General features: G+C 49.2%; 19 protein-coding genes and 1 pseudogene. 12 read left to right on the forward strand and 8 right to left on the reverse strand.

What is annotated here, in order from left to right:
- The first annotated feature begins 280 nt into the window (after positions 1-280).
- Positions 281-1,039 carry a DeoR/GlpR family DNA-binding transcription regulator gene (locus tag NNL38_RS24415; RefSeq protein WP_255392390.1) on the forward strand — a complete coding sequence of 253 codons (759 nt, stop codon included), beginning with the start codon at positions 281-283 and terminating at the stop codon, positions 1,037-1,039.
- Positions 1,040-1,210: 171 nt separating this feature from the next.
- Here the strand turns inward: NNL38_RS24415 and NNL38_RS24420 are convergent, their stop codons facing one another.
- A complete protein-coding gene (locus tag NNL38_RS24420) occupies positions 1,211-2,113 on the reverse strand; it encodes a LysR family transcriptional regulator (RefSeq protein WP_255392391.1) in 903 nt (300 codons plus the stop codon).
- 734 nt (positions 2,114-2,847) lie between these two features.
- Here NNL38_RS24420 and NNL38_RS24425 point away from each other — a divergent pair.
- Positions 2,848-3,309: a DUF3319 domain-containing protein gene (locus NNL38_RS24425; protein ID WP_255392392.1), complete on the forward strand. Its 462-nt coding sequence runs from the start codon at positions 2,848-2,850 to the stop codon at positions 3,307-3,309.
- Between the two features lie 78 nt (positions 3,310-3,387).
- Positions 3,388-4,143: an EAL domain-containing protein gene (locus NNL38_RS24430; protein ID WP_255392393.1), complete on the forward strand. Its 756-nt coding sequence runs from the start codon at positions 3,388-3,390 to the stop codon at positions 4,141-4,143.
- Positions 4,144-4,629: 486 nt separating this feature from the next.
- Here NNL38_RS24430 and NNL38_RS24435 read toward each other — a convergent pair whose 3' ends face one another.
- From NNL38_RS24435 to NNL38_RS24450, 4 genes are all read right to left on the reverse strand, one after another.
- Positions 4,630-5,619, reverse strand: a complete 990-nt coding sequence (locus NNL38_RS24435; RefSeq protein WP_255392394.1) for a GGDEF domain-containing protein — start codon at positions 5,617-5,619, stop codon at positions 4,630-4,632.
- Positions 5,620-5,789: 170 nt separating this feature from the next.
- Positions 5,790-7,700 (reverse strand): putative bifunctional diguanylate cyclase/phosphodiesterase, encoded by a 1,911-nt coding sequence (locus NNL38_RS24440; protein ID WP_255392395.1) that lies wholly within the window; start codon positions 7,698-7,700, stop codon positions 5,790-5,792.
- Positions 7,697-8,113 (reverse strand): putative pterin-binding protein, encoded by a 417-nt coding sequence (locus NNL38_RS24445; RefSeq protein WP_255392396.1) that lies wholly within the window; start codon positions 8,111-8,113, stop codon positions 7,697-7,699. The genes NNL38_RS24440 and NNL38_RS24445 overlap by 4 nt, the downstream gene beginning before the upstream one ends.
- A gap of 407 nt (positions 8,114-8,520) precedes the next feature.
- Complete coding sequence (locus NNL38_RS24450; RefSeq protein WP_255392397.1) at positions 8,521-9,507, reverse strand: sensor domain-containing diguanylate cyclase; 987 nt, start codon at positions 9,505-9,507, stop codon at positions 8,521-8,523.
- Between the two features lie 502 nt (positions 9,508-10,009).
- On the opposite strand from NNL38_RS24450, the gene NNL38_RS24455 reads away from it, so the two are divergent.
- The 5 genes from NNL38_RS24455 (at position 10,010) to NNL38_RS24475 (ending at position 14,553) form a co-directional block, all read left to right on the forward strand.
- Complete coding sequence (locus NNL38_RS24455; protein ID WP_439651435.1) at positions 10,010-11,122, forward strand: replication initiation protein; 1,113 nt, start codon at positions 10,010-10,012, stop codon at positions 11,120-11,122.
- A gap of 688 nt (positions 11,123-11,810) precedes the next feature.
- Complete coding sequence (locus NNL38_RS24460; protein ID WP_255392400.1) at positions 11,811-13,010, forward strand: AAA family ATPase; 1,200 nt, start codon at positions 11,811-11,813, stop codon at positions 13,008-13,010.
- Positions 13,011-13,018: 8 nt separating this feature from the next.
- Positions 13,019-13,987: a ParB family protein gene (locus NNL38_RS24465; protein ID WP_255392401.1), complete on the forward strand. Its 969-nt coding sequence runs from the start codon at positions 13,019-13,021 to the stop codon at positions 13,985-13,987.
- A 156-nt stretch (positions 13,988-14,143) separates the two neighbouring features.
- Positions 14,144-14,395, forward strand: coding sequence for a helix-turn-helix domain-containing protein (locus NNL38_RS24470; protein WP_255392402.1), 252 nt, complete (start codon positions 14,144-14,146; stop codon positions 14,393-14,395).
- A complete protein-coding gene (locus NNL38_RS24475) occupies positions 14,389-14,553 on the forward strand; it encodes a hypothetical protein (RefSeq protein WP_255392403.1) in 165 nt (54 codons plus the stop codon). The genes NNL38_RS24470 and NNL38_RS24475 overlap by 7 nt, the downstream gene beginning before the upstream one ends.
- Before the next feature lie 467 nt (positions 14,554-15,020).
- On the opposite strand, the gene NNL38_RS24480 is transcribed toward NNL38_RS24475, so the two are convergent.
- On the reverse strand, positions 15,021-17,525 hold the full coding sequence (locus NNL38_RS24480; RefSeq protein WP_255392404.1) for a PKD domain-containing protein: 2,505 nt from the start codon (positions 17,523-17,525) through the stop codon (positions 15,021-15,023).
- Positions 17,526-18,103: 578 nt separating this feature from the next.
- Between NNL38_RS24480 and NNL38_RS24485 the strand changes: the two genes are divergently transcribed.
- Positions 18,104-19,204, forward strand: coding sequence for a linear amide C-N hydrolase (locus NNL38_RS24485; protein ID WP_255392405.1), 1,101 nt, complete (start codon positions 18,104-18,106; stop codon positions 19,202-19,204).
- On the opposite strand, the gene NNL38_RS24490 is transcribed toward NNL38_RS24485, so the two are convergent.
- Positions 19,192-20,250 carry a GGDEF domain-containing protein gene (locus tag NNL38_RS24490; RefSeq protein ID WP_255392406.1) on the reverse strand — a complete coding sequence of 353 codons (1,059 nt, stop codon included), beginning with the start codon at positions 20,248-20,250 and terminating at the stop codon, positions 19,192-19,194. The genes NNL38_RS24485 and NNL38_RS24490 overlap by 13 nt on opposite strands.
- A gap of 190 nt (positions 20,251-20,440) precedes the next feature.
- On the opposite strand from NNL38_RS24490, the pseudogene NNL38_RS24495 reads away from it, so the two are divergent.
- Together NNL38_RS24495 and NNL38_RS24500 are read left to right on the forward strand one after the other, a co-directional pair.
- Positions 20,441-21,168, forward strand: a pseudogene (locus NNL38_RS24495) (IS110 family transposase); the annotation flags it as partial.
- A gap of 169 nt (positions 21,169-21,337) precedes the next feature.
- Complete coding sequence (locus NNL38_RS24500) at positions 21,338-21,514, forward strand: hypothetical protein (RefSeq protein ID WP_255392407.1); 177 nt, start codon at positions 21,338-21,340, stop codon at positions 21,512-21,514.
- Between the two features lie 467 nt (positions 21,515-21,981).
- On the opposite strand, the gene NNL38_RS24505 is transcribed toward NNL38_RS24500, so the two are convergent.
- Positions 21,982-22,902, reverse strand: a complete 921-nt coding sequence (locus tag NNL38_RS24505; protein ID WP_255392332.1) for a calcium/sodium antiporter — start codon at positions 22,900-22,902, stop codon at positions 21,982-21,984.
- A gap of 359 nt (positions 22,903-23,261) precedes the next feature.
- Between NNL38_RS24505 and NNL38_RS24510 the strand changes: the two genes are divergently transcribed.
- Positions 23,262-24,809: a hypothetical protein gene (locus tag NNL38_RS24510; protein WP_255392333.1), complete on the forward strand. Its 1,548-nt coding sequence runs from the start codon at positions 23,262-23,264 to the stop codon at positions 24,807-24,809.
- Positions 24,810-25,591 lie beyond the last annotated feature (782 nt).

Below are 25,591 nucleotides of genomic sequence, written 5' to 3' on the forward strand. Positions count from 1 at the left end.
CTCTCTCCCCTTCTCTGGGCTGTTATATTTTGTGAATTAATGTTCATGTTTGTGATTCTAGTCGTTCATTGAAACATTACTGCAATGCCAATCACAAAAATTAACATTTCTGTAGGATGTTTTTGTGAATCGTTGTGAGGATAGATACATCAATTGCAATCTACGGCGTGATATCAGAGGCTTACATAGCGTTAATTCTCAATGTTTAACAAATGTTCACAATTTCGCGTCATGACGTGTTATGCTTTTTCCGGATTTGATCGAGAGACGGGTAATAAATATGATTCCAGCCGAACGTCAGCGCGCCATTTTGGCGTTACTGGGTAACCAGCAAGTCATCAGTATTAACGAGCTGACCCAGCAGCTGGATGTGTCACATATGACCATCCGCCGGGATATCGCCAAGCTGGAAGCTGACGGGCGAGTCATGTCGGTCTCCGGCGGGGTGCAACTGACGGAATCGATCCATATCGAGCTGCCGCATGATGACAAAATGACCCAGCAGCGAGAAGAGAAGGTCAAGATTGGTCTCTACGCCGCTGAATTGATCCGCCCGCATACGACGATTTATCTTGATGCCGGGACCACGTCCCTGGAAATCGCTCATCAACTCACCCAGCGAAGCGACTTGACGGTGATCACCAATGATTTTGCGATTGCAGCCTATCTGATGGCCAACTCGGATTGCGTGCTTTATCACACCGGCGGCAAAGTCGACCGCCATAACCAATCCTGTATCGGAGAAAAAGCGGCGAACCTGCTGCGTGAAATGAATATCGACCTGGCATTCGTTTCCACCTCCTCCTGGAACCTGCGGGGGATTTCCACCCCGAGCGAAGAAAAAGTGCTGGTCAAAAAGGCCATTGTTGCTGCGGCGCAGCATAACTACCTGGTGAGCGACTCGTCAAAATACGGCCGGGTGGCGACCTTCCATGCCGTGGATATCAGCAGTTTTGATAAAGTGATCACCGATAAGTATTTCCCGAAAAGCTGTATTCAGGATTTTGCGGAGCGAGGGGTCGAGGTGATCGCGGTTTAACGAACCAGGGGCATGGAGCTCGAGAGGACGGATTTAACATGTCTCGGTTGGCCCGTAGCGAAGTCCTGAATCGCTCAGCTTCCTTGCTGCGCAGGAAGCAGTAAACCGGTGGCTTGCCATCCAGGTGCTCCCCTGCTGTGGTGCAACTGCACTTCGTTCTAACGGTGAACATTAACCAGAATGATCGGCAGAGAAGTGCTTTCTCAGCCGATCATTGACTGTATTGAACCGCTTGGGTAATACACGATGACGTTTACTGACCAGATATAAGGTTTCCTTCACTTCTTTTCCTGGGCTGAAGACAGCAAGTGTTTCAGGGTGGCTGAAACTATCGACTGCTGATTTGGGTAACACTGTGAACCCTAATCCTTTCGAGATGGGGAGCAGTATTTGGTTAATTTGGTTCACATATCCTGTCACCGGAAAGCTATCCGTCTTCAAGGCAGAAAAGGTTTCATCTCCAAACTTGGCCATGTATAAAGACAGGTAATGATCGATATCGGGGTGGCGAATGAGTCCCAGCTCCATCAATGCGTCAAAGACATTGGCTGTATCAGCATATTTTTGAGGGAGTACCAGGCAGAGAGACTCCTGGCCGAGTAACTCAGTGTCAAAATGGACTCTGTTTGGCATTGATGTCACGATCCCCACATCAATATCACTGTTTTTAATTGCGATTAGAATCTTATGATTCGGTGCGGCTTCCAGCGTGACAATAAGTTTAGGAAATTCTTGCTGGAGCTCGAGCAACTTAGGGTAAAGAGTCAGGGCCTGGGAGCCGGAGCATGCAATTCGGTACTGGCCTGCGTAGGGGTGGTTTGTACTGAGTTTGTCCAAAAGGGTCGCTTCACTCCGCTCCAGCTGACATGCATATTCATACACATCCCTTCCCTGCTCAGTGATCTCAAAGCGTTTTTTAACTCGCCTCACCAGTTGGTGCCCACAGGCTTCTTCCAGTTTGCGTATTTGCTGGCTGACACCGGGTTGGGTCATATGTAACTTTTCGGCCGCTTTTGTAAAGTGTCCCGTATCAATCAAAGTTTTAAATGTATTCAACCAGACTGAGTTTAGCATGACAAAAAACCATAAATTTATATTATTAAAATAATAATAAATAATAATTTTTTATTTAGCAAAAGCTGCTCTACTCTCCTCCTGAAACTCCATCCGAAGATAGCAATGGACAATACCATATCCGCATCCTTTCCCTCATATGGGGGGCATACCGGCTTTTGAAGCCGCTGTACGGTTTTCTACCGATATGTGGATACCTTAATCATGGGTTAACTGAAATCGTCAAGGCGGTTCAGAATCTATCTATATTCTACCCATTGCATTTTGTTGGGTTAGTATTCGGCGCCTTGTTCGGAAACAATCTCGAAATTTACAGCTGCAGTGACGATTTTCATTGTAGGGCATATGAATAAAATGAGTGCTTCAATATATTACGTATGGATGCTACCGCGCTGATTTAGTGATGCTGTGTGATAAATTTTATTGGTATTCAAATTAGGGGTTTTACTCTATTTTTTGTGAGTGAGACCATTTCAATGGTCATACCAGAGGTAAATTGACGGTGTATATCTATTGATTAATTGAAAGCGTCAAAAAAACATTTGAATTAGTCAATAATATATCTTTTGTGACTTATTATTGGCGATGAATAAGTGTTTATTTGTATTGATTATATATTAAAGATTATTGTATATTGTAGCGTATGCTACATATGATTTCCCATATGTTTTTTGTGTCCAAATTTCACATCCCATACATCATTAGGGATTTTTCTTAAAAAATAATATTTGATTATGTTTACTTACCGAGAGCGAAAAAAATCAATATGGGGGATTTTCACTAAAAATGTTCAGGTGAAAAGTCGCCTGAAGAAAAATCCGAACCATAGTGAGGGCCAGCGAAAAATTTACATAAGAAGCAAGTATCATCGTGGCTATTATATTGAAAGCATTAGTGGTGAACAAGATAAATGGCGCGCACGAATCAATGGAGAGTTTGTTTCTGGCAGTCTGGAGCAGATCAAAATGAGCATTGATCTCTGGTGTGACAGGAAAGAGTTTGTCCCTCCTGAGTCCATTAGAGTCCCCCTGAAGAGTGACAGTTTGAAAAAGAAGCCCAGAGTGAAGGTGTATAAGGGGGTGAAAATATTTATCGACGATGAGGGTGATGACGAGTGGTATTTGATTTATAAAGGAAAACTTCTAAAAGGAAATCTTCCGAATATCGTTTCCTTTATCGACAAAATAAGGAAGTGATGCTGCCAACATATCATCAACAGGTTGTGAAAATGTTCGGCTTTTTTTGAGGTGTATTAATTTTAAGAGGTGTTTGCTGTGTCGTGCTTCAAAGCGGTTCGACTAACTTATGGTGCTTGTCGGATTTACAAAGAGAGTGATAGTTCATTATATTCCGATTTTGATTATATACTACAGCCCATTATCAACCCGTTAACCGGGAGAGCACACTCGTACGAAGTTTTATCCCGAGTATTGAGTAGCTCGGGTGAGTGTTATGATAGTGAAGATTTTTTCTCAAGTATAGATGATGAATTTATTAAAAGCATTGTATTGAATCAGTTGGAAACGTTACAAAAGGCTTCTGAGGTAAGAGGAGTTATCTTCTCTTATAATATGCCACTTTCTGTATTGGAAGACTATGATTTCGTCTGTCAAATAATTGAATATGCAATAACACCGATTGCGATTGAGGTTAATGATCTTAGCGCAGATTTTGAATCAGCCCGGTTACATAATCATATTCAGTTGCTTCGATCTGCAGGTCATAAAATTTGGCTGGATGACTTCAACCATAAAGATTTAACTTTCTTCCGTTCGCTCACTCAGTTTTCCTGGGATCTGATTAAAATTGACCGGGCATATTTGTTTAATCATGATTTGTTTGAAAACTTGGAATCGCTGATCAGATTTCTGAAATACTATACCAAAGAAATTGTTGTTGAAGGGGTGGAGAGCGATTATTATCTGAGTTTTCTGTCTCGCAAGAAGGTCTTGGCGCAGGGGTTCTATTTCTCCCCTGGTTTGACGCCGGACGAGCTCTTACCGCGTGTCTGTGATACATCACTTCACTGATTGATGCTATCGTTAGGGTGAAGGTATTCACCCTATCGGGTAACCTTGTTGCGCTGTTTTTTTGCTTTAACTTAGATGCGCCGGAATTCGAAGCATATCTCCCCACCCCGTTGATCTGATAGCAGCCATTGCTGAATCCCCTTGTATATATTCTCTGTCATCGGCTAACAGAGAAATCGCCTGACCTGGGCCTAATCGTGTCGTTTGGCATGACGGTTGAGATTTTGGCTGTATGACTGATACGACATGGGTGTTTCGGTAATCTATTTGTTGCTGGATTCGATTCTTCCGTTGCCTAAGATAGATACAAGACCGCGTAATTATAGCTGCTGAATATGACAATACCATTACAGGTGATCTTGTATGTGTTTTTTATGATTTCTTATTCACAACTCTGATGGTGGTTGCTTTATACCCTTGCGACGTTGAAACTATCCATTCCATCCATACAAATCGATACGATGTTGCTGCGCCGGAGCACAAGGGTTAGCTTAAGGTGCTCGTCCCTGTGCCGTTCTCAGGTTGGTGGTAGTGCCAGGTTTGATTGCGGCCGCGGCGCTTGGCTTCGTACAGCGCCATGTCGGCCTGGTAGATCAGTTGATCGCGCAGGGAGGTGATATCGCTTTCCGATGGTACTTCGGTGGCCTTGAGCGTGCTGATGCCGATGCTCACCGTGGCGGCGTGCATTGTGGTGAGTTGTGCTTCAATGGCGGCCCGGAAGCGATCGGCAATCCTGAGGCTTTCTGTAAAATTGGTTTCATCAATCAGCACGATAAACTCGTCACCCGCCAGTCGCCCGATGATATCACTTTTTCGGGTATAGCTCTGAAGTGTTGTTGCGATAGTGCTCAGAATGTGGTCGCCCTTTTGATGGCCATGTTGATCATTGATGGTTTTGAAAGCGTCGACATCAATGATAGCCAGAGAGTACCCTGCACCACGGGAAAGCCCGAGTGGGAGCTTGTGATCCATCTGAACGAAAAAACCACGACGGTTATACAGGGCTGTAAGGTCATCCTGGTGAGCTTGTAGCCTGTATTCTTCATTTTCCCGCTGTAGTTGTTGCTCCTGACGTTTATAGTCTGTAATGTCATACGCGATCCCCTGAAACTGGTTCGCCTTAAAACAGAGACTACCCTTACAGTGAAGCCAGACCGAATTGCCGTTTGGAGCACGGAACTCGATAGTCCCGTTCAACTGGGTCTGGTTCTTTGCTTTCATTACCTGAATGTGACGCTTCATTTCGTCAGTATTGGCTGGTGTTAGATGTACCTCTTTATTCCCTGAAAGTAAACTTTGTCGGCTGATATCATGGCGAGTACTGGATTGAGCCCTGATCCTCAGCACAAAGTATTTGAAATCGAATACACCGACCCCATCAATCATCCCACTATTGGTCAGGGTTTGAATGGCGCTGTCCTGCTGCTTTTTCTCAAGAGGATCCATCTCAGGAGGTTGAATGAGGTAAGACTTCATTTTCAGTAAAAAACCGGCCTGATTGTGTATTAATTTGCTCGGGCGTCCATATTTCTGGTTAGGACATCAGTTTTGAATTCCACACCATTATAGTTAGATTGAAATTGGTTACAATAAACACGAATGTTTAATGCGGGATTAACAAAAAGTTGTATGCAACTTAAGGCATCCTACCTGTAAAATGTATTGATATCACTGCGCTGCTGAGCATCTCGACTTATCATCTTACCAACTTCGGTTGCCTCGACTGGTTTGCTGAATAGGTACCCTTGTCCGTACTGACAGCCGGCATCCCGCATGAGCTCATATTGCGCCTCTGTTTCAATTCCTTCGGTCACAACCTTCAAGCCCAAATCCTGTGACAGGGTCAGAATGGCCTTCAGGACACTCATTTTTTTGCTCGTGGGCGTCAGCTGCTGAATAAAGACTTTGTCGATTTTCAGCTTTTGGAATGGCATCAGGGTCAATTGACTCAACGAGGAGTAACCCGTCCCAAAATCATCCAGTGCTAGCTCGACGCCAAGCGCATGTAAGTTTTGCAATCTCTGCAGTGAATTCTCAACTGCCTGCATGGTGGTATCTTCGGTGATCTCCAGAATCAGTTTATTTGCCGGTAGTCCTGTTTGCACCAGCACGTTGCTCACCATGGTTTCCAGGTTGTAGCGGGTATGCATGGCTGGCGAAATATTGACGGAAATCTGAATCTCGGTCAGGCCAGTGCGGCGCCAGGCCATGGTTTGCCTGCAGGCGGTCTGCAGCACCCACTCGTTGAGCCGCTCTGCCTGGCCGGAATTCTCGGCGATGGTAACAATATCCGGTGGCGGGATTGCACCATAGACATCATGTTGCCATCGTAGTAGGGCTTCGACTAGTATGACACGCCTGTCTTGCAAGCAGACAATCGGCTGATAAGCGAGTGTCATCTGATTGTCTGCCAGCGCTTGGTGCAGGTCGTTGGTGAGTATCCGGAACCGTTCTGCCTTGTCGTTCATCGACTGGTGAAACATCTGGTAGGTGTTCCTGCCGCGGGACTTGGCCTGATACATGGCTGTATCGGCATGTTTGGTAAGTGTGTTGGGATCCTGGCCATGATCAGGATAGATACTGAGTCCGATACTCATACTCGGGAAGAGTTGATGCCCCTGAATCTTGATGCCGTGGCTGACTTGCTCGCAGATTCGTTGTGACAGCTCAAGGCCAGTCTGAGAGCTTTGTATATCGTGTTGAATAATGCCGAACTCATCGCCCCCCAGGCGGGCCAGTACCATTTTAGAGGGGAGCATCTGTTGCAACTGCCTGGCAAGCTCCCGGAGCAATGTATCACCGATCGGGTGCCCCAGCGCATCGTTGACATCTTTAAAGTTATCCAGGTCAAGGATATACACCGCATAGCGGGTTTTCTTGCGCCGGGCCCGGTGTGTGGCTTCTGCCAGCGCGTTTTGAAAAGCATAGCGATTGGCAAGGCCTGTCAGGCTGTCCCGCCGGGCCTGTCTTTTGTTCTCGGCATTGGCGCGATACAGCAGGAAAATGAGGATCCCGCCGCTCAGCAGCAGCCCCATCAGGTAAAAATTGGACTCATACTGCAGCAGCGAGAGGCGCTGGAGTGAGCCCCAGGCCCGATCGCCGGAAAAACTTTTGACGTTGAAGGTCCGGACCCGGGCATACAATCGTTCCAGCTCTTCGAGGGTGGCGTTCATCACCGCCTCAGATCTGCTGTTCTGGGCCAGTAGCGGCTCAATCCGGGATAAAAACTGCTTGAGATCGCCCAGCAGCAGCAGGGCATCCGGCTGACTGCGAAATGGCCGGGTCTCCTCGCCGGTGGAAAGGACGTCAAGGCGACTCCAGAGAATGTCAAAGCGTAACCAGAGCTCGTCATCGTCGATGTTATTCAGCGTGGCGCGCCGGAGTGCCTGCATAAATTTAAGCGTCTCGATCTCAAGCTCAGATGAGGCCCAGCCAACGCTCTTGAGCGAAACGGAAATCAGGCTGGTGACTTGATGATGGCGCTTGGCACTGATGGTCGAGATGGCCGCAAACACGAGAACGACCACCGCGGCAATGGGCAGTTTGAAGCGGTTCATGGCTTGACTTCCAGCGCACTCAGTTGCCAGACCATCCCTTCATAATGATTTGGGGCGTCGAGTTCCGGGTATTCAGAAATCGGGTAGATGATCCAGAGCGGCCCTTTGTCGCGCACCCGCATCAGGGTTCCGTTGTCTTTCATCGCCAGCAGGATCGGATAGGACTGGATAATATCCATCTTGATGTCGCTCTGGTAGGCATTGAGTGCCAGCGCTGTCACATGTTGTCCAAAGGCGCCGAGAGACTGGAGCAGATCCCGGAGCAGGACGCCTTCATAGGTATGGGGCTTTTCCGTCCAGGGCGTTTGCGTTGTCAGAGTGTGCTGCGGCAGCTGTGCCAACATCTGGCGATCAAACCGGGCGCTGTGGCCGGTATTGGTTTGGCTGATGTTGCCGCTGATAGTTAGAATCACCTTCCCCTGGGGAAGAGGAAGGCTTGCGGCATAGCTGACTGTAGAAAACAGCCAACCCAGGCAGAATAAGAGGATGTTGCCCCGCATAACAAATGATTCCGTGTATGATCGAGATGAACTGTCAAAGCGGCAAATAAAGACTGGCTATTGAGCAGTGTCTTACTTTTTAAAAATCAGCAGTATACTTTCTAGGAATTGTTTTTTTTGTGATTTTCCTCCCAGTTTACATGTGAACTTTTTGTGACAAAATAATGATATCTCGTAACGACAGGCGTGTGTTTTACTGGTCTATCACTGCCGCGTGATAAAAACAGGGAGCAGTCAGGATCATTTTGCTGCGTGGGGGAAACCGCGGTAGCGCGGTTCTGGGAGAGCTCGGGTTGCAAGCCGTCGAGCCTCTGGCCGGCTCAGCTCTGCGTGTCCGTCGGTAATATGGCATACCTGTTCTTGCCGCTTGCTTTAGCGCCATCAAGTGCCCGTGAAGCCTGCGTAACCACTCCTTCAGATAGCTGGCTGAGTAAGGCAGAGTTCACATTGGATGGTGCGGTGAACGAGGATAGCCCGACACTGACCGTAATGCCTCGCTGGCCGAGCAACTGTTCAATGCTTGTCCGGTAACGCTCGCCGGCAATTTTGCTCTCCCGGAGACTGGCCTGACACATCAGGATGATAAACTCATCACCGGCCAGGCGGGCGACGGTATCGCTGTGTCTGGCTACGCTAAGCAGTGTTTTGCTCACCGAGTACAGCATCTGATCGCCGGCCTGAAACCCCTGGTTGCGATTAAAAGTTTTAAAGTTGTCGACGTTGATAACTGCGACTGAAAAAGGGGTTTGGTAACGAATACTTCTGGCAAGCTCTTTCTCCAGCAGCTCACTGAATGCCCGGCGGTTATAGAGCGAGGTTAACGGGTCGCGCAATGCAAGCTGCTCAAGTTCGAGGTTCTTCCGTCGCAGTGCTTCTTCGGTTTGCTTCAGTGCTGTGACGTCGTTGTGCGCGCCGAGCATGCGAACCGGTTTTCCTGACGAATCGCGGATCGCGATGCCGCGACAGCGGACCCAGACGGTTGAACCGTTCTTGTGCCGGTAGCGGACCACCTGATCATAGGGGTGCAGGGGATCCTGACAATGTTGTTTAAAATTATTGAGCGCCACCTGGAGATCTTCCGGGAAGATTAATTCCTGCCATTCGGCGGCCAAATGCTGTTTTTCAGTCGGGTCATAACCCAGTAGCGTCCAGAATTTCGGGCTCATCCATTCATGAGTCGGATTTTCCAGATCCCAGTACCACAGACCGTCGAGCGAGCCTGCCTGGAGAAACTCGAAAATTTCAGATTCTTGATTGAGTAACGTGTATAGCTCTGTTTTCAGGTAATGCGCGTTGTCCTGACTCATGGGTATGACTCCGTGATTATTCTGATCTGGCGCCTGTGGTCATCGACGATTGGCGTGGTGCCCGTACGAGTCATCATGTCCATTCCAGGTAAGACCTGATCACCTCAAGTGCAGCAAAGCCCTTTGCCTTCGATAAATATAGCTGTTTTTCTTGTCATAAGTATCCGCTTTTTCAGGTACCACTCTAATGCACTATAACTTTAAATTTTAGGAACAATAAAACTCATACCTCACCATTCAATCCGCCCCATCACACCCAAACAATACCAGCTTTCCAGAACATTGAGCATGAATCGTCTCATCACACGGTACAGATGTCCCCGGCTCTGAACCAGCACTGCCGCCCACGTTGCCTCCCCCCACCCAAGCAATCGTGGTCCGCGCATAAGGCCTGAACCATCAATGAGTGACCCTGTCACACGATCACGCCGTTGTATTCAAGGGGAGCATCACCAGCAATTGCGGCAATCACCAGTTGCCAACACCACAATTCTGTTATTTAATGCCAGAATTGTGTTATCGATGGAAACCTGCCGTGAATTCAGAAGCCTATTACCCGGCGATTGGCCCGGCCCTGCCCAAGCACATCAAGAAAGGCCATCAGCTGATCTTCAGCCGCCAGGATCTCTCCGCCCGCGAGGCCGATCTGTTCGCCCTGATGATGGCCCACATGAAAGAGCCAGACTGGCATCACAACACCCCGGTGTACCGGTTTTCCTGCAGCCAGCTGTCGGAATGGCTCGAGATAGACTCGCGCCACGTCGCCTCGGTCCTCAGCCCGGTTGCCGAGCGACTTTCGATGCGCCAGGTCGGCCTGCGTGCCCTCTCCGACAAGGGCGAAGAAGAATTCGACTACATCCCGTTTTTCAAACGCCTGGCCTACAAAGACGGTCACCTGGTGATGATCCCCAACGACGAACTGCGCACCGAGTACATCGAATACAACCAGGGCTTTGCCCTGATCAACACCCGGCATTTCTTCCACCTCAAGAAAGAGTATTCCAAGCGCCTGTACGAGCTGCTGAGCCGGTTTAAAACCGACGGCACCGCAATGAAGTCGCAGAACATCGATGATCTCAAAGGCCTGTTCGGCCTGCTCGATGAAAAAGGCCGGCTCAAAGCGGACAAAAGTTCATTCAAAAACAACAGTGTATTCATGAAACGTTGCATCCGTGACAGCATCGAGGAGATCGCCACCAACCCGCAAACCCGCAAGGAGCTGTTGTTCCTCACCAGCGACAAAGGCGAGAAAGGCTACCGGCTGATCAAACGCGGACGCAAAATTGTCGGTATCGAGTTTCTCTACCGCTGGCTGGAATCCGCCACCGTCCAGGAGCTCAACGATCAGGATGCCAAGGAGACCATCCGCAAGCTGGAGCTTAAGCGGCTGCAAAGCGGAGAAAAGCTGACCGTGGCCGAACTGCGCCGGCTAGCCGACGCCTACCGCGCTGTCGAGCACTTCGAAACCGCCGATGAAATCGAGCAGAGCATTGCCTGCCGGGAGCAGGAAGCAGCCCGGAGCCAGGCGCAGGAAAACGCGCAGGATGAGGATTTTGAAGCCATGCTGGCCCGCCTTGAAACCCTTAAAGACATGAGCGAGCACCCGCAATATTGATCACATTTCTGGCGTCAGCGCGATTTGACGCCAGAATTGTGTTATTTATACCCGCCTTCCCCGGATCTCAAGTGGTAGAAAGACTCACATCCCGCGATTCCACCGAATAAATAACATATTTATGGTGTTACACAGGACCGACACCATAAATGTGTTATCAATACACCACAATTGTGTTATCTATACACCATAAAAAGGATCAATAACACCAGAAATAAGATCAACAACGCCATAAATGTGATCAAACAAGCCAGAAAAGTGTTATCTATACGCCATAAATGTGATCAGTAAGGCTTTTTTTCTTTTTAAAAATCAGACAGTTACAACGCCTATAGATCTTATAGATCTAATAGTGTTTATAGTAATAATAGAAATATAGATCTTATAGTCACTGTGGATAAGTGGAAAATCTTCGATTTACACACTTCCCCACAGCCAAGGTAAAAATCAGTTCTCTCTTTCTTTCTCAGAAGCTTAAGGTACCCCCCGCAAAAATCCCCTGCCAAGCCCGGATCCATCGCTCACAACGCGTTACAGCGGCTCTGAGCACGGTAAACCTGCGTGTTCCCCGAAGCACTGCCGAGATAAAAATTAAAGGCAGATCAAGCTGATATTCATTTACTTTTTTTCATACATGCAGCATTATAGCGTTAAAGCTAAAATGCTGCATATTAAAGGAAGCCACCGAATGTATGATCCCAAACAGTTGATTTCCCGGGTTGCCGAACGCTCCGAACGGATGCTGGCCTCGCTGACGACTCAGATCCATGAGCAAAAAGCCGAGCTGGCGCTGGACACCTATTACCAGGTGTACTCAAAAGCAGCCGTGGCCAAGTTGCCGAAACTGAGCAAGGCGATCGTGGATAAAACCGTTGGGGAAATGGAGGCGCGCGGCTACTGCTTTGAAAAGCGCAAAGCCGGCACCTCGGAAAAATACGCGATGTCGATCCAGAATATTATCGATATTTACCAGCACCGGGACGTGCCGAAATACCGCCGGCGTCATCCGCAGGCATTCACCCTGTTTGTCGGCAACCTTAAAGGCGGGGTCTCGAAAACCGTCAGCACCGTGTCGCTGGCCCACGGGCTGCGCACCCATCCGCATTTGCTACAGGAAGATCTGCGGATCCTGGTGATTGATCTGGATCCTCAGTCGTCGGCAACCATGTTCCTTAACCATACCCAGGCGGTCGGCTCGGTTGAGACCACGGCCGCCCAGGCGATGTTGCAGGATATTAGCCGTGAGGAACTGCTTGATGAGTTCGTGATCAGCTCCGGGGTGCCGGGTGTCGACGTGATCCCGGCCTCGATTGAAGATGCTTTTATCGCCTCACGCTGGGAAGAGCTGTGCGCCGAGCACCTGCCGGAGCGCAATGTGCACACCGTGCTGCGCGACAATGTGATCGACAAACTCCAGGGCGACTATGACTTTATTTTCGTAGACAGCGGCCCGCACCTTGATGCCTTCCTGACCAACGCCTTGGCATCGTCCGATCTGCTGATGACCCCGATCCCGCCGGCTCAGGTCGATTTTCACTCGACGCTGAAATATCTCAACCGCCTGCCGGAGCTGATGAGCATGATCAGCCACTCTGGTGCCGAGCTGCGGGTGCAGGGCAATATCGGGTTTATGTCGAAGTTGGCCAACAAGGCCGACCACAAGCTGTGCCACAGCCTGGCTAAGGAGATCTTCGGCGGTGATATGCTCGATGTCGCCCTGCCCCGCCTCGATGGTTTCGAGCGCTGCGGCGAGTCGTTCGACACCGTGATCTCCGCCAACCCGGCCACTTATGTCGGCAGCAGCGAAGCGCTGAAAAATGCCCGCGTCGCTGCGGAAGATTTTGCTAAGGCGGTATTTGATCGCATTGAATTTATTCGTGCCAACTGAGGTTCACCATGACAACCAAACGTAAAACCATCGGCCGTACACTCAGCGGGGCCACTTTTGACAGCGCGCCGGCCCAGTCGGCGGGCGCAACGCGCACCTTTACTCTGGCTTCCGGGCAAAGCGCCACGTTCACCCTGAAATCCATTGCGGCGGATGCGCTGAAAGACAAAACCTTTGTGGAGCTCGCCACCAACGGCCGCGATCAGGACGCCCTGACCGAAGCTTCGGTGGCCGATATCACCCGCACCCTCACCCTGCAGCAGTTCTTCCCGGCCATCGGCCGCGAGGTTGGCGACAAAATCGAGATCCTCGACGGCTCCCGCCGCCGGGCCGCCGCGCTGTTTGCCGGGACCGGCCTTGAGGTCCTGGTGACCCAGGATGCGCTCAGCAGTGACGATGCCCGGCAGCTGGCGGCTGATATCCAGACCGCCCGCGAGCACAACCTGCGTGAAGTCGGGATCCGCCTGTTGGTGCTGCGTGACGGCGGCATGAGCCAGAAAGAGATCGCTGCCAGCCAGAACCTGTCGGCAGCCAAGGTGACCCGGGCGATCCAGGCGGCCTCGGTGCCGGCCGAGATGCTGCAGGTGTTCCCGGACCATGCCGAGCTGGCCTACCCGGACTACAAACAACTGCTGGAGATCGCCACAGCCATCGCCGGCAAAGGGTTGGATATTGCTGATGTGATTGCCCAGGTGATGGTCGATCACGACGAGCTGGCGCCGGAACTGGCCCCGGATGAAGTCAAAACGGCATTGATGAAGGCGTATCGCCAGGCGGCGGATCAGCAGCTGGCCAAACCGGCGCCGAAGAAAGCCAAAATTGAGCCACTGTGGCAGTTTGATGATGCCAATATGTTTGCCCGCAAGCGCAGCAAGGATCGCAACTTCAGCTACGAGTTCAGCCGCCTGCCGAAAGCGGTGCAGAAAGAGCTGGACCAGGTGATCGGCGAGACGCTGGCCAAGCACCTGGCGGAGTAAGATGCTTAGCTGAAAGCTGTTTCGAGCGAATAGAATTTTGATGAAAAAGGCCCGGTTTTCCGGGCCGTTTGCGATCAAATGCCGCGCATATTCATGCTTTACACGCAACTCCGTGTAAAATAAGTTTTGCCGGTTATCGCGTGTAAGGAGCCGCCGATGAAAGTCACTTCCGCCCATCAGCTCAGTCATCTGCTGCAGGATCAACGCAAGCAGCAGGGCCAGTCCCAGAGTGTGATTGCCCGTAAGGTCGGGCTGCGCCAGGACACCGTCTCGAAATTCGAAAACGCCCCGGACGGAACCCGGCTCGATACCCTGTTCAAGCTGCTGGCAGCGCTGGATCTGGCGCTGGAGATCCGCCCGCGCGGTGAAGCTGCCCCGGCGGCCACGCAGTGGAAGGAAGAGTGGTAAATGGCCGATCTCGCTGTCGTTGCTGTTGGGACGGCGCCGGGCTCTCGGAGCGCAAGGTGAAAATGGCGATGGGGCTGCATGGCAGCAAGGGGCGCCACTACAAGTGGTATTCCATTTTCCCGCGTCATATTTTGGCCACGGCCCGCGCGGCCGGCTGATTTCCCGGCCGAGATCAGCGAAGCGATTTTCGCCGGCCTGCTGAAACGTGCGCAGCGAATGGGCTGAAATTCACCACGCTGATTTCAGTGTTAATATATTGATTTTTAATGGTTTTAATTGGCGATTTCAGGGTGAAATCGCCAGGTTTTTGGGGTGAGTTAGTTTTGGGCATTTCTGAGTTACGAAATGCCAACTGTGTAAGTTCTGGACAGGAATGAGCCAGTGACCTCACTGAATTAGTAATCAGTGGATTACTTCAAGTACAGGAAACTTCGCGAGGTAAACGGCAAGACCTGTCCCTTTGTTTTTCCTCTCGAGCAACAGAGCCATCTACTTCGCTTGGCCCAAAGATACTTATTCGTAGGGTCAAACAATATCTCGATGGACAAGGCGGATATGCGTTTGTCATCTTGCTTAGTCTATGAGCTGCATGTGCCATTAACAGGAGGAGTACATACACTGTTATTTAGTCTTTTATACAGCGGACGTTAAGACCAAAAGATTCATCGCCAGAGCCAACGCCGGTAAACCCTGCTTTCTCGTACCTTAAGAATTTTCCCGATCCTTCACCATATTTAGAATTCAGCCAGATCTCGCCAACCCCCCCTCTGCCAGATAACTCCCCCGTATCTGGCTGACGCCATCCTGCATATGGCAGTTTTAAGAAATGTCTAAACATCGCATCATTTGAAGAAAACTTGGGTACGTCAACCAGTTCTGCTTCAAGCTCATCTTTGGTCGGTACTCGAAAACCAGTCGGACAAATATTATCTCCCGATGTCTTAGACCAAAAAGCTATTCGAGCATCTCCATCTTCGTCACCAATTAACCAATCATTTCTCCCAGTATCTATACTCGCAATATAAAACCGACTGTTGGTCGCCTTAAGTGTTCTGAACGAGTATCGCGTGATGCGGCTATCAGGCATTTCATGCCCATCCGCACGCCTGCCCCATTGGAAAAAGTAGCCAAAGCAAGCACTGTCAATTGCAGACTGACATACGCGGCTGGCCCCTAGGTTTCTATCTAGCCAGATACGATTGGTATGTGGTGATCTAACTTCTTGATAGTAAGGATTATCTTCAAGTACCACCTTGACTATTTTCTCCTTGGAATCTATTAAACCGTCAGGGTTTCTCACATAGAGTAGCGAGCTGTAACTTCCTGGTTGATCGTATGTGTGCTTAACCGAATCGGTAAATGACCAACCTGAATCAATTCGCCCATCTCCGTCCAAATCCCATTGATATTCTAATTCGCTCGAATCATACACAACGTCCCACGACGACGAAGCATCGAAAGCGACACGCTCACCAACAAGTACGTCAGAGGAAAGTAAAATCGAAAATGATGCTATTGGCGGTGCATAAGTACATTTCGTACTTGGAAGCAACACGCCGTCATCTTGCGTAATACACCATTGACGTTGTATCGGGCTGAAAACGAAGTCATGCGCAAAAGGGAGGTACTTTGTGCCTGCGTCATAAATCTTTACAGCATTGGCGGCTGCTTTCACTAGCGCTTTCGCACTTTTGAAGAAAGCGATTGACTCCTTAACATGGCCAGGTTTTTTGTACAGTGCTTGGGTCATTTTCCCAGCCCATTCATTCCCTTTCTCCTTGAGCAGTTTATTGGCAAAATCTTCATACAGGCTTGCAGGTGATAGGAGGCCTAGAGCAAAGTCTTCTCCCCACATTTCAACTATATCGACTAGGCTAACATCCCGTTCAAGTGTTGCTTCGATCGTCGAGTTACGAACACCCGGAAGACCAAACCACTCCCCAAACATTGAAGCAATCTTGAAAGTATTCGCTGCCGCCGAGTAGCGACCCCCCGATGTTGTTAATGCATTTTTGGTAAAGGAAATCTCAAAGTTACCATTGCCAAGGCGAATGTTCTCAGTGACAGGGACATTGGCTGCCTTGTCGAAAAGTGCAAACAGCCGCTCTCTACCTGCAATCAGTTGGGTATTTTTCCCTTCAAGTTCAATGCCGTAGAACACCATAGTTGGATTAACGACGACAATGTCATCGCCCGCAACGTCGGCCAAATAGGGCCCGCGATCGTCGCCAATTATTCCACTCGGAGTCTTTCTTCCCTGCATGGCTTTAAGCACCAGTTTACTACCCCCGCCCAACGCGTCGATGGCCTCAAGTGTTAGCGTGATCGCGTACTCGTAAACTTCTTCACCTACTAACTCTGTTGGCGTTTGCGATAAGACGTCGTCAATAAAGTTTTTAAATGGCACATATCCTGCTGTCGCTTTGGCTTTAGCAAGAATACGCTCTCGATCGCTATATGAATAACCACTCAGTAGGGGGTTGGTTATAATGATACCGTCAGCCAGGCTTTCAATTGAAATATCAACTAACTTTGATTCAATCTGGTCACGGTTAAAATACGCGACCCCAATCGGATTACCATTTTCATCTGCCACAAGCACAGACTGCCCTCTGTCGGGCATATTGAATGTGACCGATGCTCTCCCCGCAGCATCCATTTTATGTGCTGCTAAAGGGGTAATAGCCGAATAGTTTTCAAGTGATAGAGTTCGGTTCTCGAAGGCAGTGCTCATTGATTCAACCAAATAAGGTTCTAGCGTCGTCAACGCTGGGGCAACGTCAATCGTAAAAGCGGTAAGCGATGCTCTTCCTCCATTACCATCGTCTGCAGTAATGATTATGTCTGGATAACTGCCAATATTGCTATCGGTTGGTATTCCGTTCAGTTCACCAGTTTGGGTATCGAATGTAGACCAATCGGGGGCATTCTCTACGTCAAAGGATATAGGGTCTCCATCGGTATCAATGACACTAGGCTTAAACACATAGGGTTCTCCAGCGTATACAGTTGTAAGAGGCGAACCCGATATTTCGGGATTATTGTTTGTCGCACCATCACCACATGCAACGATCACTAAGCTCGATATTAAAGCTATTGCTTTTTTTTCACCGTCTTTTCCCTTAGCCATTAACTAAACATAAACAAGCTAAAAAATAACACTTGAGGAAGGGGTTAAATCGGATATAGATCTCATTGCTTAGGTTTATGAATGTGAAATGAGTGATTTGTATTAAATATTTTATCAGAGCTAGAAATCCGCAATCTAAAAGTGAAAATTGGTGAACAGAGCCTCAATTATGGTACCAACAGATTTGTTTTTGAAGCAGCCCAGAAAATCGAATCAATTGAGGTATCCCAAATAAACAGTGAAGCATTGAACTTATAACACGTTTCGGGGCAATTCTAATTTACCCAGCGCCCTGCCCGCTCTATGACTCTCCTACGCCTCCTCCCTTCCCCCAAATATCCCTGAATTTCACCACGCGAATTCAATGTTTAATTCATTGATATAAATAAGTTTTTTGTGATAATTTCAGCCTGAAATCGCCAGAAATTTTGGACGCTTCTCTGCTTTCAGGAGCCAGCTCTGTGATGGGGGTTCTACAGCAAGCACAATAAGTTAAGAAATTGATAGATTTGACTTTAGTAGCGATAACTTCTCATACTGCCGCTTGTACTATCTAACAACAAGGAAATCAGATAGATATGTGTACTCGCATTCTCAACAATGTTGATAACAAACACGTCGCCGTAGCTCGCAATATGGATTGGGAGTTTCACCTGGATGCGACCCTGTTTCTCACCCCCGCCGGTGGACAAGCAGTAGGCATGAGTAAGTCCGAACGAAAAAAAGAAGGTTTATGCAAAAGCCAGGTGCTGAAATGGAAGGTGAAGTACACCAGTGTTGCCACGTTGATTGGTGATCAAGACAACGGCTTTGGTTTCTGTGACGGAATGAATGAGAAAGGGCTCGTTGCCAATGTGCTCTACGATACCAATAGCAGTTTTCACCAAGGCCCGTTAAAAGACAATGAAAAAGGGCTGAGTGTGCTGCGTTGGGGGCAACTGATCCTTGACCGATTTGCCAGTGTTCAGGAAGTGGTGAGTTATTTTTCTTCTCCTGCTCGGGAAATTGACATCTGTCTGTTCGGCGGCAATGTTCCGGGAGACCCGAACGCTCCGGCACAATTGCATGCGGCCATTTCTGATCACCGGGGGGATTCGGCTATTTTAGAAGTGCATGACGGAAAACTGACCATCTACCATGATCGTCAACACACGGTCATGACCAACGAGCCGGATTATCAGACCCAGCTCGAACTCGCGACATACTGGCGCTATCAATGGAATCAAACCGACACCTTGAATAACACCCCTGTGTTTACGGTTCCCGGCGGGCATACTTCCGTGCAGCGTTTCGAGCGTGCCAGCTACTATCGTCTGCTGCAAAATACGGACCTGATGAATGTTGATCGTGTTGCCCAGGTTGGTGCGATGATCTCACCTTGCAAGGTCCCACAGGGCTTTGAGGCGCTCCATCCGATGAATGTTGAAGAGTGCCTGGAGAAAAAAGCCGGGATTACGTTTAACTCATTTACGTTGTGGACCAACATCAGTGATTGTCGTCGCAAACGCTACTATCTGCAGAGTAACAATAATATTCAAACCGTTTGGGTGGATATCCCTAAATCACTGGAACAAGCGCGAGCCATCACGCTGGATACGCCATTCAGGGCGTCCCAAACCATGGGTGATATCATGCAGGATATGACACAGGTGAAAAACAACCCACTTCATATCGCGTAATCGAACTTGTCACTGGCCAGGCAGAACTGATTTTTGCCTGAGGCTTTTGCCCGATACAGCGCTTCATCAGCGAGCAGCAGCGCACTTCTATGCTGTCCTGGCTGATGAAGCGCCAGGCCGATACTGATGGTCACTGGCCGTTCAATACCGAAATCATGCCTAGACACTTGCTGCAATAAGTCCGACACTTTTTTCTGGGCCCTGAAGGCATCTACTTCATTGATGGAGAATAAAAACTCCTCTCCCCCCCAACGCCCAACCACATCACCGGACTGCGCGACATGCTCGAGGCAACGAGCCACGTCAGACAGCACGGAATCGCCGACATGGTGGCCGAAAATATCATTGATCTGCTTAAAGTCGTCGACATCAATCATGGCGATCCAGCGTATAGTTTTGGAGTCAAGCAAATAATCATCAAGGTAGCGTCGATTGACTAACCCCGTTAAGGGGTCTTTAGTCGCCAACGCTTGCAGCTTTTGATTCGACTCTTGCAAGGCAGCTAAAGTCTGACGGCGGCTCGAGTCATAAAAAAAACCGACAATAAACAGGAACAGATAGACCGCCGTAAAATGGATAAAGCTAATGGGCTCAAAGCGCGCAGCGCCCCAGGTGTCCATGGTCGACAGGGTAAAGGTAGCGGTTCCGATAAAGGTGGCCAAGCTAAACCAGGCCCCTCTTTTGTAGCCAAGAATGAACATCGAAATTACAGGAGTTAAAAACATAAAGGCCAGTGCAAACTCGTGGTGCCCCTCCACCAAGACCAATAAAAAACTCGAAAACGTGATGTCCAACTGCATAATCAATGCTGCCGCGTTCGGTGCACGTCGTCCTTTCATCAGCCACAAACTGATCAGGCATGAGAATGTTGCAACCGACATTGTATGACGCATGTATGTGTTGGGAACGACAAAGATGTTGTAGTAAAGGAAATATGCATTGGTCAGGACCAGGATTAACAGTGCAATAACCAAAAAGGAGTAATCTTTGTAGCGTTCATCATCTGACTTTAGCGCCAGCCATTGTTCTATCCAAGCAGTGAGCACGTAAACCTCTTGATGTGGGCTGATATCATTATTATTTTTGATTCCCGAGAATCATCTATTGATAGAAATAATATCGAATGTATGTATCGGATGCATAGCAGAGATCTTGATACTTATTGAGCCTTCTCCGACAGCATAGGCATCGCTGACTATGCTGGAAGGCGACTAAACCCAACACGGAGAAGACTCAATGAGATTTTATAACCAACAGCACGACTATTACTGTGGTATTGATCTGCATGCGCGCATTCTCTACGTTTGCATCCTCGATAACTGCGGCAATAAAGTCATTCACCAAAAAATTGGTGCCAGCCGAGATGAACTGTTGGCAGTCCTCGCACCTTATCACGACAACATTGTGATTGGCGTCGAGTGCATGCACTGCTGGTATTGGGTCAGCGATCTTTGCCTCGACTACGCTTATGACTTCGTGCTTGGCCACATGCGCTTTACATGAAGGCTATCCATAGCGGCAAGACGAAAAATGACCGGATTGATGCATTTAAGATCGCCGCTTTACTTAAGGGCGGTAACTTCCCGGTAGCTTATGTGTACCCCAAATCTATGCGGGCGACACGCGATTTACTCCGTCGACGCACGAAAATCGTCCGACATGGGGCCGATTTGAAGGCCCATGTCTCCAACACATTCAGTCAGTACAACCTCGAATCACACCGTTTGCAGTTGCGTTACCCCCATGCCAGAGAAGAAGTCAGAGAGCGGTTTTCCCAAGCGGCCATCAACCGCAATATCGACATCGATCTCAACATTATCGCCTTTTATACTCAGGGACTCGCCAGCGTGGAGCACTTTATTGAACAGCATGCCAAACAGCACAGTGCGCAGGATTATCAACTGTTAAAAACCATTCCCGGTATCGGCCGCATCCTTGCACTCACCATCTTGTATGAGATCGGGAAGTCATGTTCGTGTTCTGAGCCGATGATTACTTTCAGTCATCTGTCGTCATCTTGATTTGTGTAATAGGGTGTAATTTCGATCAGCACCGAAGCAGTGATAAATTGAAAGCTCTGACAGATGAAAACATGGACATCAAAGCATCTAATATGATTGACGAGGTGGTGTCATGGACGATGATAAATTTAATGAAATCATGGCTTCAATGAAGCTTCTGAATAAACATCAGTTAAGTCGGCTAAAATGTGAGATCCTGGCACTTCAAACGAACACACCAGAGAGAATTATTTTTGATGATGAGTTACTCATGCTAAAAGAAGTGTTCAAAAATGCAGAAGATTATTGAGTAACATACCATTAACTGAAAATGATAGGATTGACCTATCCATATTTCCCCATTCAGATATTGATTCTATTTTTGTGGGACATTTCAGGCTGTGAATATCTCATGTAAGAGCCGTCGTGAAGGTCCGTACTCCTCAATCGCTTTATTACAGATCAGCTCGACATCTGAGCTTCCTGAATCTTTTATACTTACCCTCCTGAAATCAGTTGAAATTCACCACTTTAATTTCAAGTTTAAGTCATTGATAAATAACATTTTACTGTGGGGGTTTCAGCCTGAAATCGCCACAAATTTCAGGTGCCGAATGCCGGCTCTACTTTCTTTTCCGCAAGTCTTTTATCAACGAGCCGGTAACCGTCAAGACCGTCAATGGCATACAGAAATAGAAGATGAATAGCTCGAGTGAACTGAGCCAGTGGGCATGGATTGTCACGCCGATTAAGAATGCACTGTAGAGCAGGTATAAGCTAAAAAAGATCCCGCCTTCGATACGGCTCAGGGACGCGCCGGTGAAAAATAACGGCAGCGCACAGCAAAGCGACGGCCAGCATGATGGGAAAATCCTGCTGCACGAGTTGGAGGCTGCCAACCAGCCCCTGCTCACTGACTAAGCCTGAAATGCCAAGCACTGCCAATAAGTTAAAGGTATTGCTGCCCACCACATTCCCCACTGCGATGTCGCGCTGGCCCCGGAGACTGGCCACGATCGAAGTGACGACTTCGGGTAACGAGGTCCCGACGGCCAGGATCGTCAGCCCGATGACGGCTTCACTGATCTCAAAGACTCTCGCGATATTCACCGCACTATCGACCAACACATTCGCCCCGAAGATCAGGCAACTCAGTCCGATTGCCAGCCAAAGTAAGCTGTGCCAGGCGGGGGCGTTCTTTTTAATGGGTTCGGTGACAGCCTCGCTGTTTGATGCTGTCGTTTTTACGTGCGCTGTCCGTTTGCCCTGAACAAATAAAAACACTGTATACCCAATGAGCAGCACAACCAGTACGGCGCTATTTCCTCGGCTGAGTTGCCCATCGACTGTCATAGAGAGTACGAGTGCACTGATAATGATCATAATCGGCACGTCTTGACGAATCAGTTGTCTGGAAATGGTTAAGGGGATAATCATGGCCGAGAGGCCCAGAATGAACAAGACGTTGAAGATATTACTCCCCAAAACATTCGCCATGGCCATTTCACGCTGGCCGGTTAGCGCAGCGCGAATGCTCACTGCCAGTTCAGGCGCGCTGGTTCCGAATGCGACCACGGTTAAACCGATCACCAAGCTGGGGACTCCCACGCTTTCTGCCAGTCGGGCGGCACCTTTCACCAGGCTTTCTGCCCCGCCAATGAGCAGGAGCAGACCGATCACCATCAATAAGTAGTCCAATGTGGCCTCGCGATAAAGGCGGGCCCGTTTGAAGCGCAGAGACGCGACTCGGTAGCATGCATATTCTATTGCGTATCGTGCCCGCACGGGCCCTGCCGAGATAGTATAGATAATCATGAGGGCGAAGCCGTGTCACATTTATCAAACCACAAGGTGAGAATACCTGCCGTTGAACATGAGCTTGGCCGTCATCGGTTTGGTGGACGCTCCGAATTCTGTCTATTATGATAGTGTCATAAGTATGAGCCGTGGTGATTATCAGCCTCGGTTCTGATGTAATGGGCTTTCATGGCCCTCGGTGTTTATGCTTCGGCTGGCGTGATTGGTGAAACACTCACGATTTCAGAGGGATCTGATTCATGATGAAGAAATTACTATTGTCCGGCACATTTGGCCTGCTCGTTGCGTGTAACGGCTCCGACACGGATGATGCAAAAATTATTTCTGAACAGCAGGCCTCACTATTGATCCCAAAATCGGCGGTGGTGGTATCACCGTTTGAGGTGATGCAAGTTGATAGCGGTTCACAGACGCGCAGTTTTTCCGCCGGAACAACTTCGCGTTATGCCTGGGCCACCGCGCGCATTAATGCGATTCTAAGCGGCGCCACGCCCTTAAGAGATATCTTCACTGCGGCGCTTTTCTATCGCCAGGGGAGCAATGCAGCCTGTTATGGGCCCAGCCTACGCTATCAGGATCACCCTGACGGCACAGGCGGAAGCGGCGAGCTGCCCGGCGGCGATTTGCTGATGTGGCTGGAAGCCGACATCACCGGGCATGCGTGTGCTGCTGCGCAGATGAACGCGCGTCTGGCCGGGGTCCACGATCAGTCGATGGCAGCGCTAATGGTCACGGCCAGCATGGTTGCGACGGCGAATTCGAACGGGATTGCGCTGCCGGCTGCGGGCGGGAGTATCACCCTCACCACGGAGATGAACGCGCTATCTGTCCCGGATGTTAGCTTCAACAGTGCGACCCTCAGTCAAACCGCCACCAATGAATGGCTTTATGAAGTGGATCTCACTTATACGCCGGGCACGACGTCGAGAAACATTGTGATTGGCTTAGAGCATACTTCAAGTGGCAGCTTAAATGAGTACAGCGGCGTGCTGTTTTATCGCGCTGACGGCGATCAGAGCGACTTTCCCGGCGGAAACTGCAACTTAAGCGCGCGAACCCTCAATGGCTCACTCCGGTACGACCGAAGCAGCCTGACAGACATGACACTGCAAAGCCGTACCGCTGTTTTCTGCGGTAGCAGCGTGGATGGCCTAACCCGTGGGGCCGGGGATGAGACCGATCAGATGGTGGATGCGTCCCGCTATTATGATGCCAACAGCGAGCCTTCCGGCTGGAGTGAAAATTTCAACCTGTTTGTTGCTAATTTTGATCCGACCCAGCTGTCAGGCCAGTATGCCTATGTCTGGCAGGCGGGCGCCGGGGACAGCCATAGCCGGGTATTAAATGTCGGGATCAATGATCACACCCCGTTGGATGGTGAATCTTATGCCGGCTACGGTGCCAGGGTGGGGGACAGCCGGGGCGAGGTACAGGGCATGATCTGTAACTGGGCCGGGCCCGGCAGTGATCATACCCTGCAGGAGTTGGCGCAGCGCCAGTTCATCACGCAAGATCCGACCACGGGCCTGTTTGACGCCTCAATCGGCGCAGGCTCAGCAGATATCACCTATGCGCCGACCAACAGTTGTGATTATGACGGCAGCGGAAGCTTTCTCTATGACATTGATGCTGATGGGGATTTAGCGGATGAGGGCCACGTCGCCGTGACGGCTGATTTGATGCAGCCGGCGGATACGGACGGAGACACCATTGCGACGATCGAAGAGAAAATCACCAGTCGCGGTTATACCTTACCAACCGCGCCGGGGAACTGGCCGGGGCAATAACTTTGGGCTCCTGTGGGCGGTTGGTCGGACTAGCCTTATCCGTGCCCGAGGCTGTTGGCGGGTAAATCCTGTGTGTTTGGCGATTACAGATACTTTTTTCGGTAGTCAGCCGCCTTCGCCATGAGGAACAATGGCAATAAGGGGGCTGCCATACCCAACATGAAAATCAATTTTTCTTCTGAGAGTAGTAAGTACATATTGGCTACCGTGAATAACGCTATCAGCAGGAGCATTGTTAGGTGCGTTTTGGGATTTTGGTGAGAGAATATGGCGTATTTTCTGATCATGGCTTTGTCGCAATGTATTGTTGTGTTTTTTGACTTATGTGCCGAAAGGTACCAAGGTAGTCTAAATTTTCATAGTGATATTTAACACAATAGTGAATAAGTTTGCTTTTTATGCGTCCTGTCGTTTGTTGATGATTGAGCGCACTCAGCGACTATCGCGGTAGTCGGGCGTATTTGTGTGATAGATGAAATTGTTTTCTTTGGTAAACATCACAGAAACATCAATAGTTGTATGCTTATCTGGTAATTAGGTGAGTTGACAGGACGAATAATATAATGCATGGATGTTGCCCTTCTTGTTGTCAGAATGTTTTTTTCAATCAAATTCATCGGACTTGGTTAGATAAAGTGCTGCGAAGAAATTACTATAAATATATCTGTCCGAATTGCTCGGCGGAAGTGTTTTCGCATCGGTCTCGACAGGAAATGTGGCTGTACCGGGTTGGTGTTGAATCTCACCGTGACCTCTGAGTCCATCAAGGTTGTATTGCTACC

The sequence above is a fragment of the Photobacterium atrarenae genome, from assembly GCF_024380015.1.
Classification (GTDB): domain Bacteria; phylum Pseudomonadota; class Gammaproteobacteria; order Enterobacterales; family Vibrionaceae; genus Photobacterium; species Photobacterium atrarenae.

Excerpts from the sequence above, each read along its gene's own strand:
- NNL38_RS24415 (WP_255392390.1), top strand. The coding sequence starts at position 281 with ATGATTCCAGCCGAACGTCAGCGCGCCATTTTGGCGTTACTGGGTAAC.
- NNL38_RS24420 (WP_255392391.1), bottom strand. The coding sequence starts at position 2,113 with ATGCTAAACTCAGTCTGGTTGAATACATTTAAAACTTTGATTGATACG.
- NNL38_RS24425 (WP_255392392.1), top strand. The coding sequence starts at position 2,848 with ATGTTTACTTACCGAGAGCGAAAAAAATCAATATGGGGGATTTTCACT.
- NNL38_RS24435 (WP_255392394.1), bottom strand. The coding sequence starts at position 5,619 with ATGAAGTCTTACCTCATTCAACCTCCTGAGATGGATCCTCTTGAGAAA.
- NNL38_RS24440 (WP_255392395.1), bottom strand. The coding sequence starts at position 7,700 with ATGAACCGCTTCAAACTGCCCATTGCCGCGGTGGTCGTTCTCGTGTTT.
- NNL38_RS24450 (WP_255392397.1), bottom strand. The coding sequence starts at position 9,507 with ATGAGTCAGGACAACGCGCATTACCTGAAAACAGAGCTATACACGTTA.
- NNL38_RS24455 (WP_439651435.1), top strand. The coding sequence starts at position 10,010 with ATGCCAGAATTGTGTTATCGATGGAAACCTGCCGTGAATTCAGAAGCC.
- NNL38_RS24460 (WP_255392400.1), top strand. The coding sequence starts at position 11,811 with ATGTATGATCCCAAACAGTTGATTTCCCGGGTTGCCGAACGCTCCGAA.
- NNL38_RS24465 (WP_255392401.1), top strand. The coding sequence starts at position 13,019 with ATGACAACCAAACGTAAAACCATCGGCCGTACACTCAGCGGGGCCACT.
- NNL38_RS24470 (WP_255392402.1), top strand. The coding sequence starts at position 14,144 with ATGAAAGTCACTTCCGCCCATCAGCTCAGTCATCTGCTGCAGGATCAA.
- NNL38_RS24480 (WP_255392404.1), bottom strand. The coding sequence starts at position 17,525 with ATGGCTAAGGGAAAAGACGGTGAAAAAAAAGCAATAGCTTTAATATCG.
- NNL38_RS24485 (WP_255392405.1), top strand. The coding sequence starts at position 18,104 with ATGTGTACTCGCATTCTCAACAATGTTGATAACAAACACGTCGCCGTA.
- NNL38_RS24500 (WP_255392407.1), top strand. The coding sequence starts at position 21,338 with ATGGACGATGATAAATTTAATGAAATCATGGCTTCAATGAAGCTTCTG.
- NNL38_RS24510 (WP_255392333.1), top strand. The coding sequence starts at position 23,262 with ATGATGAAGAAATTACTATTGTCCGGCACATTTGGCCTGCTCGTTGCG.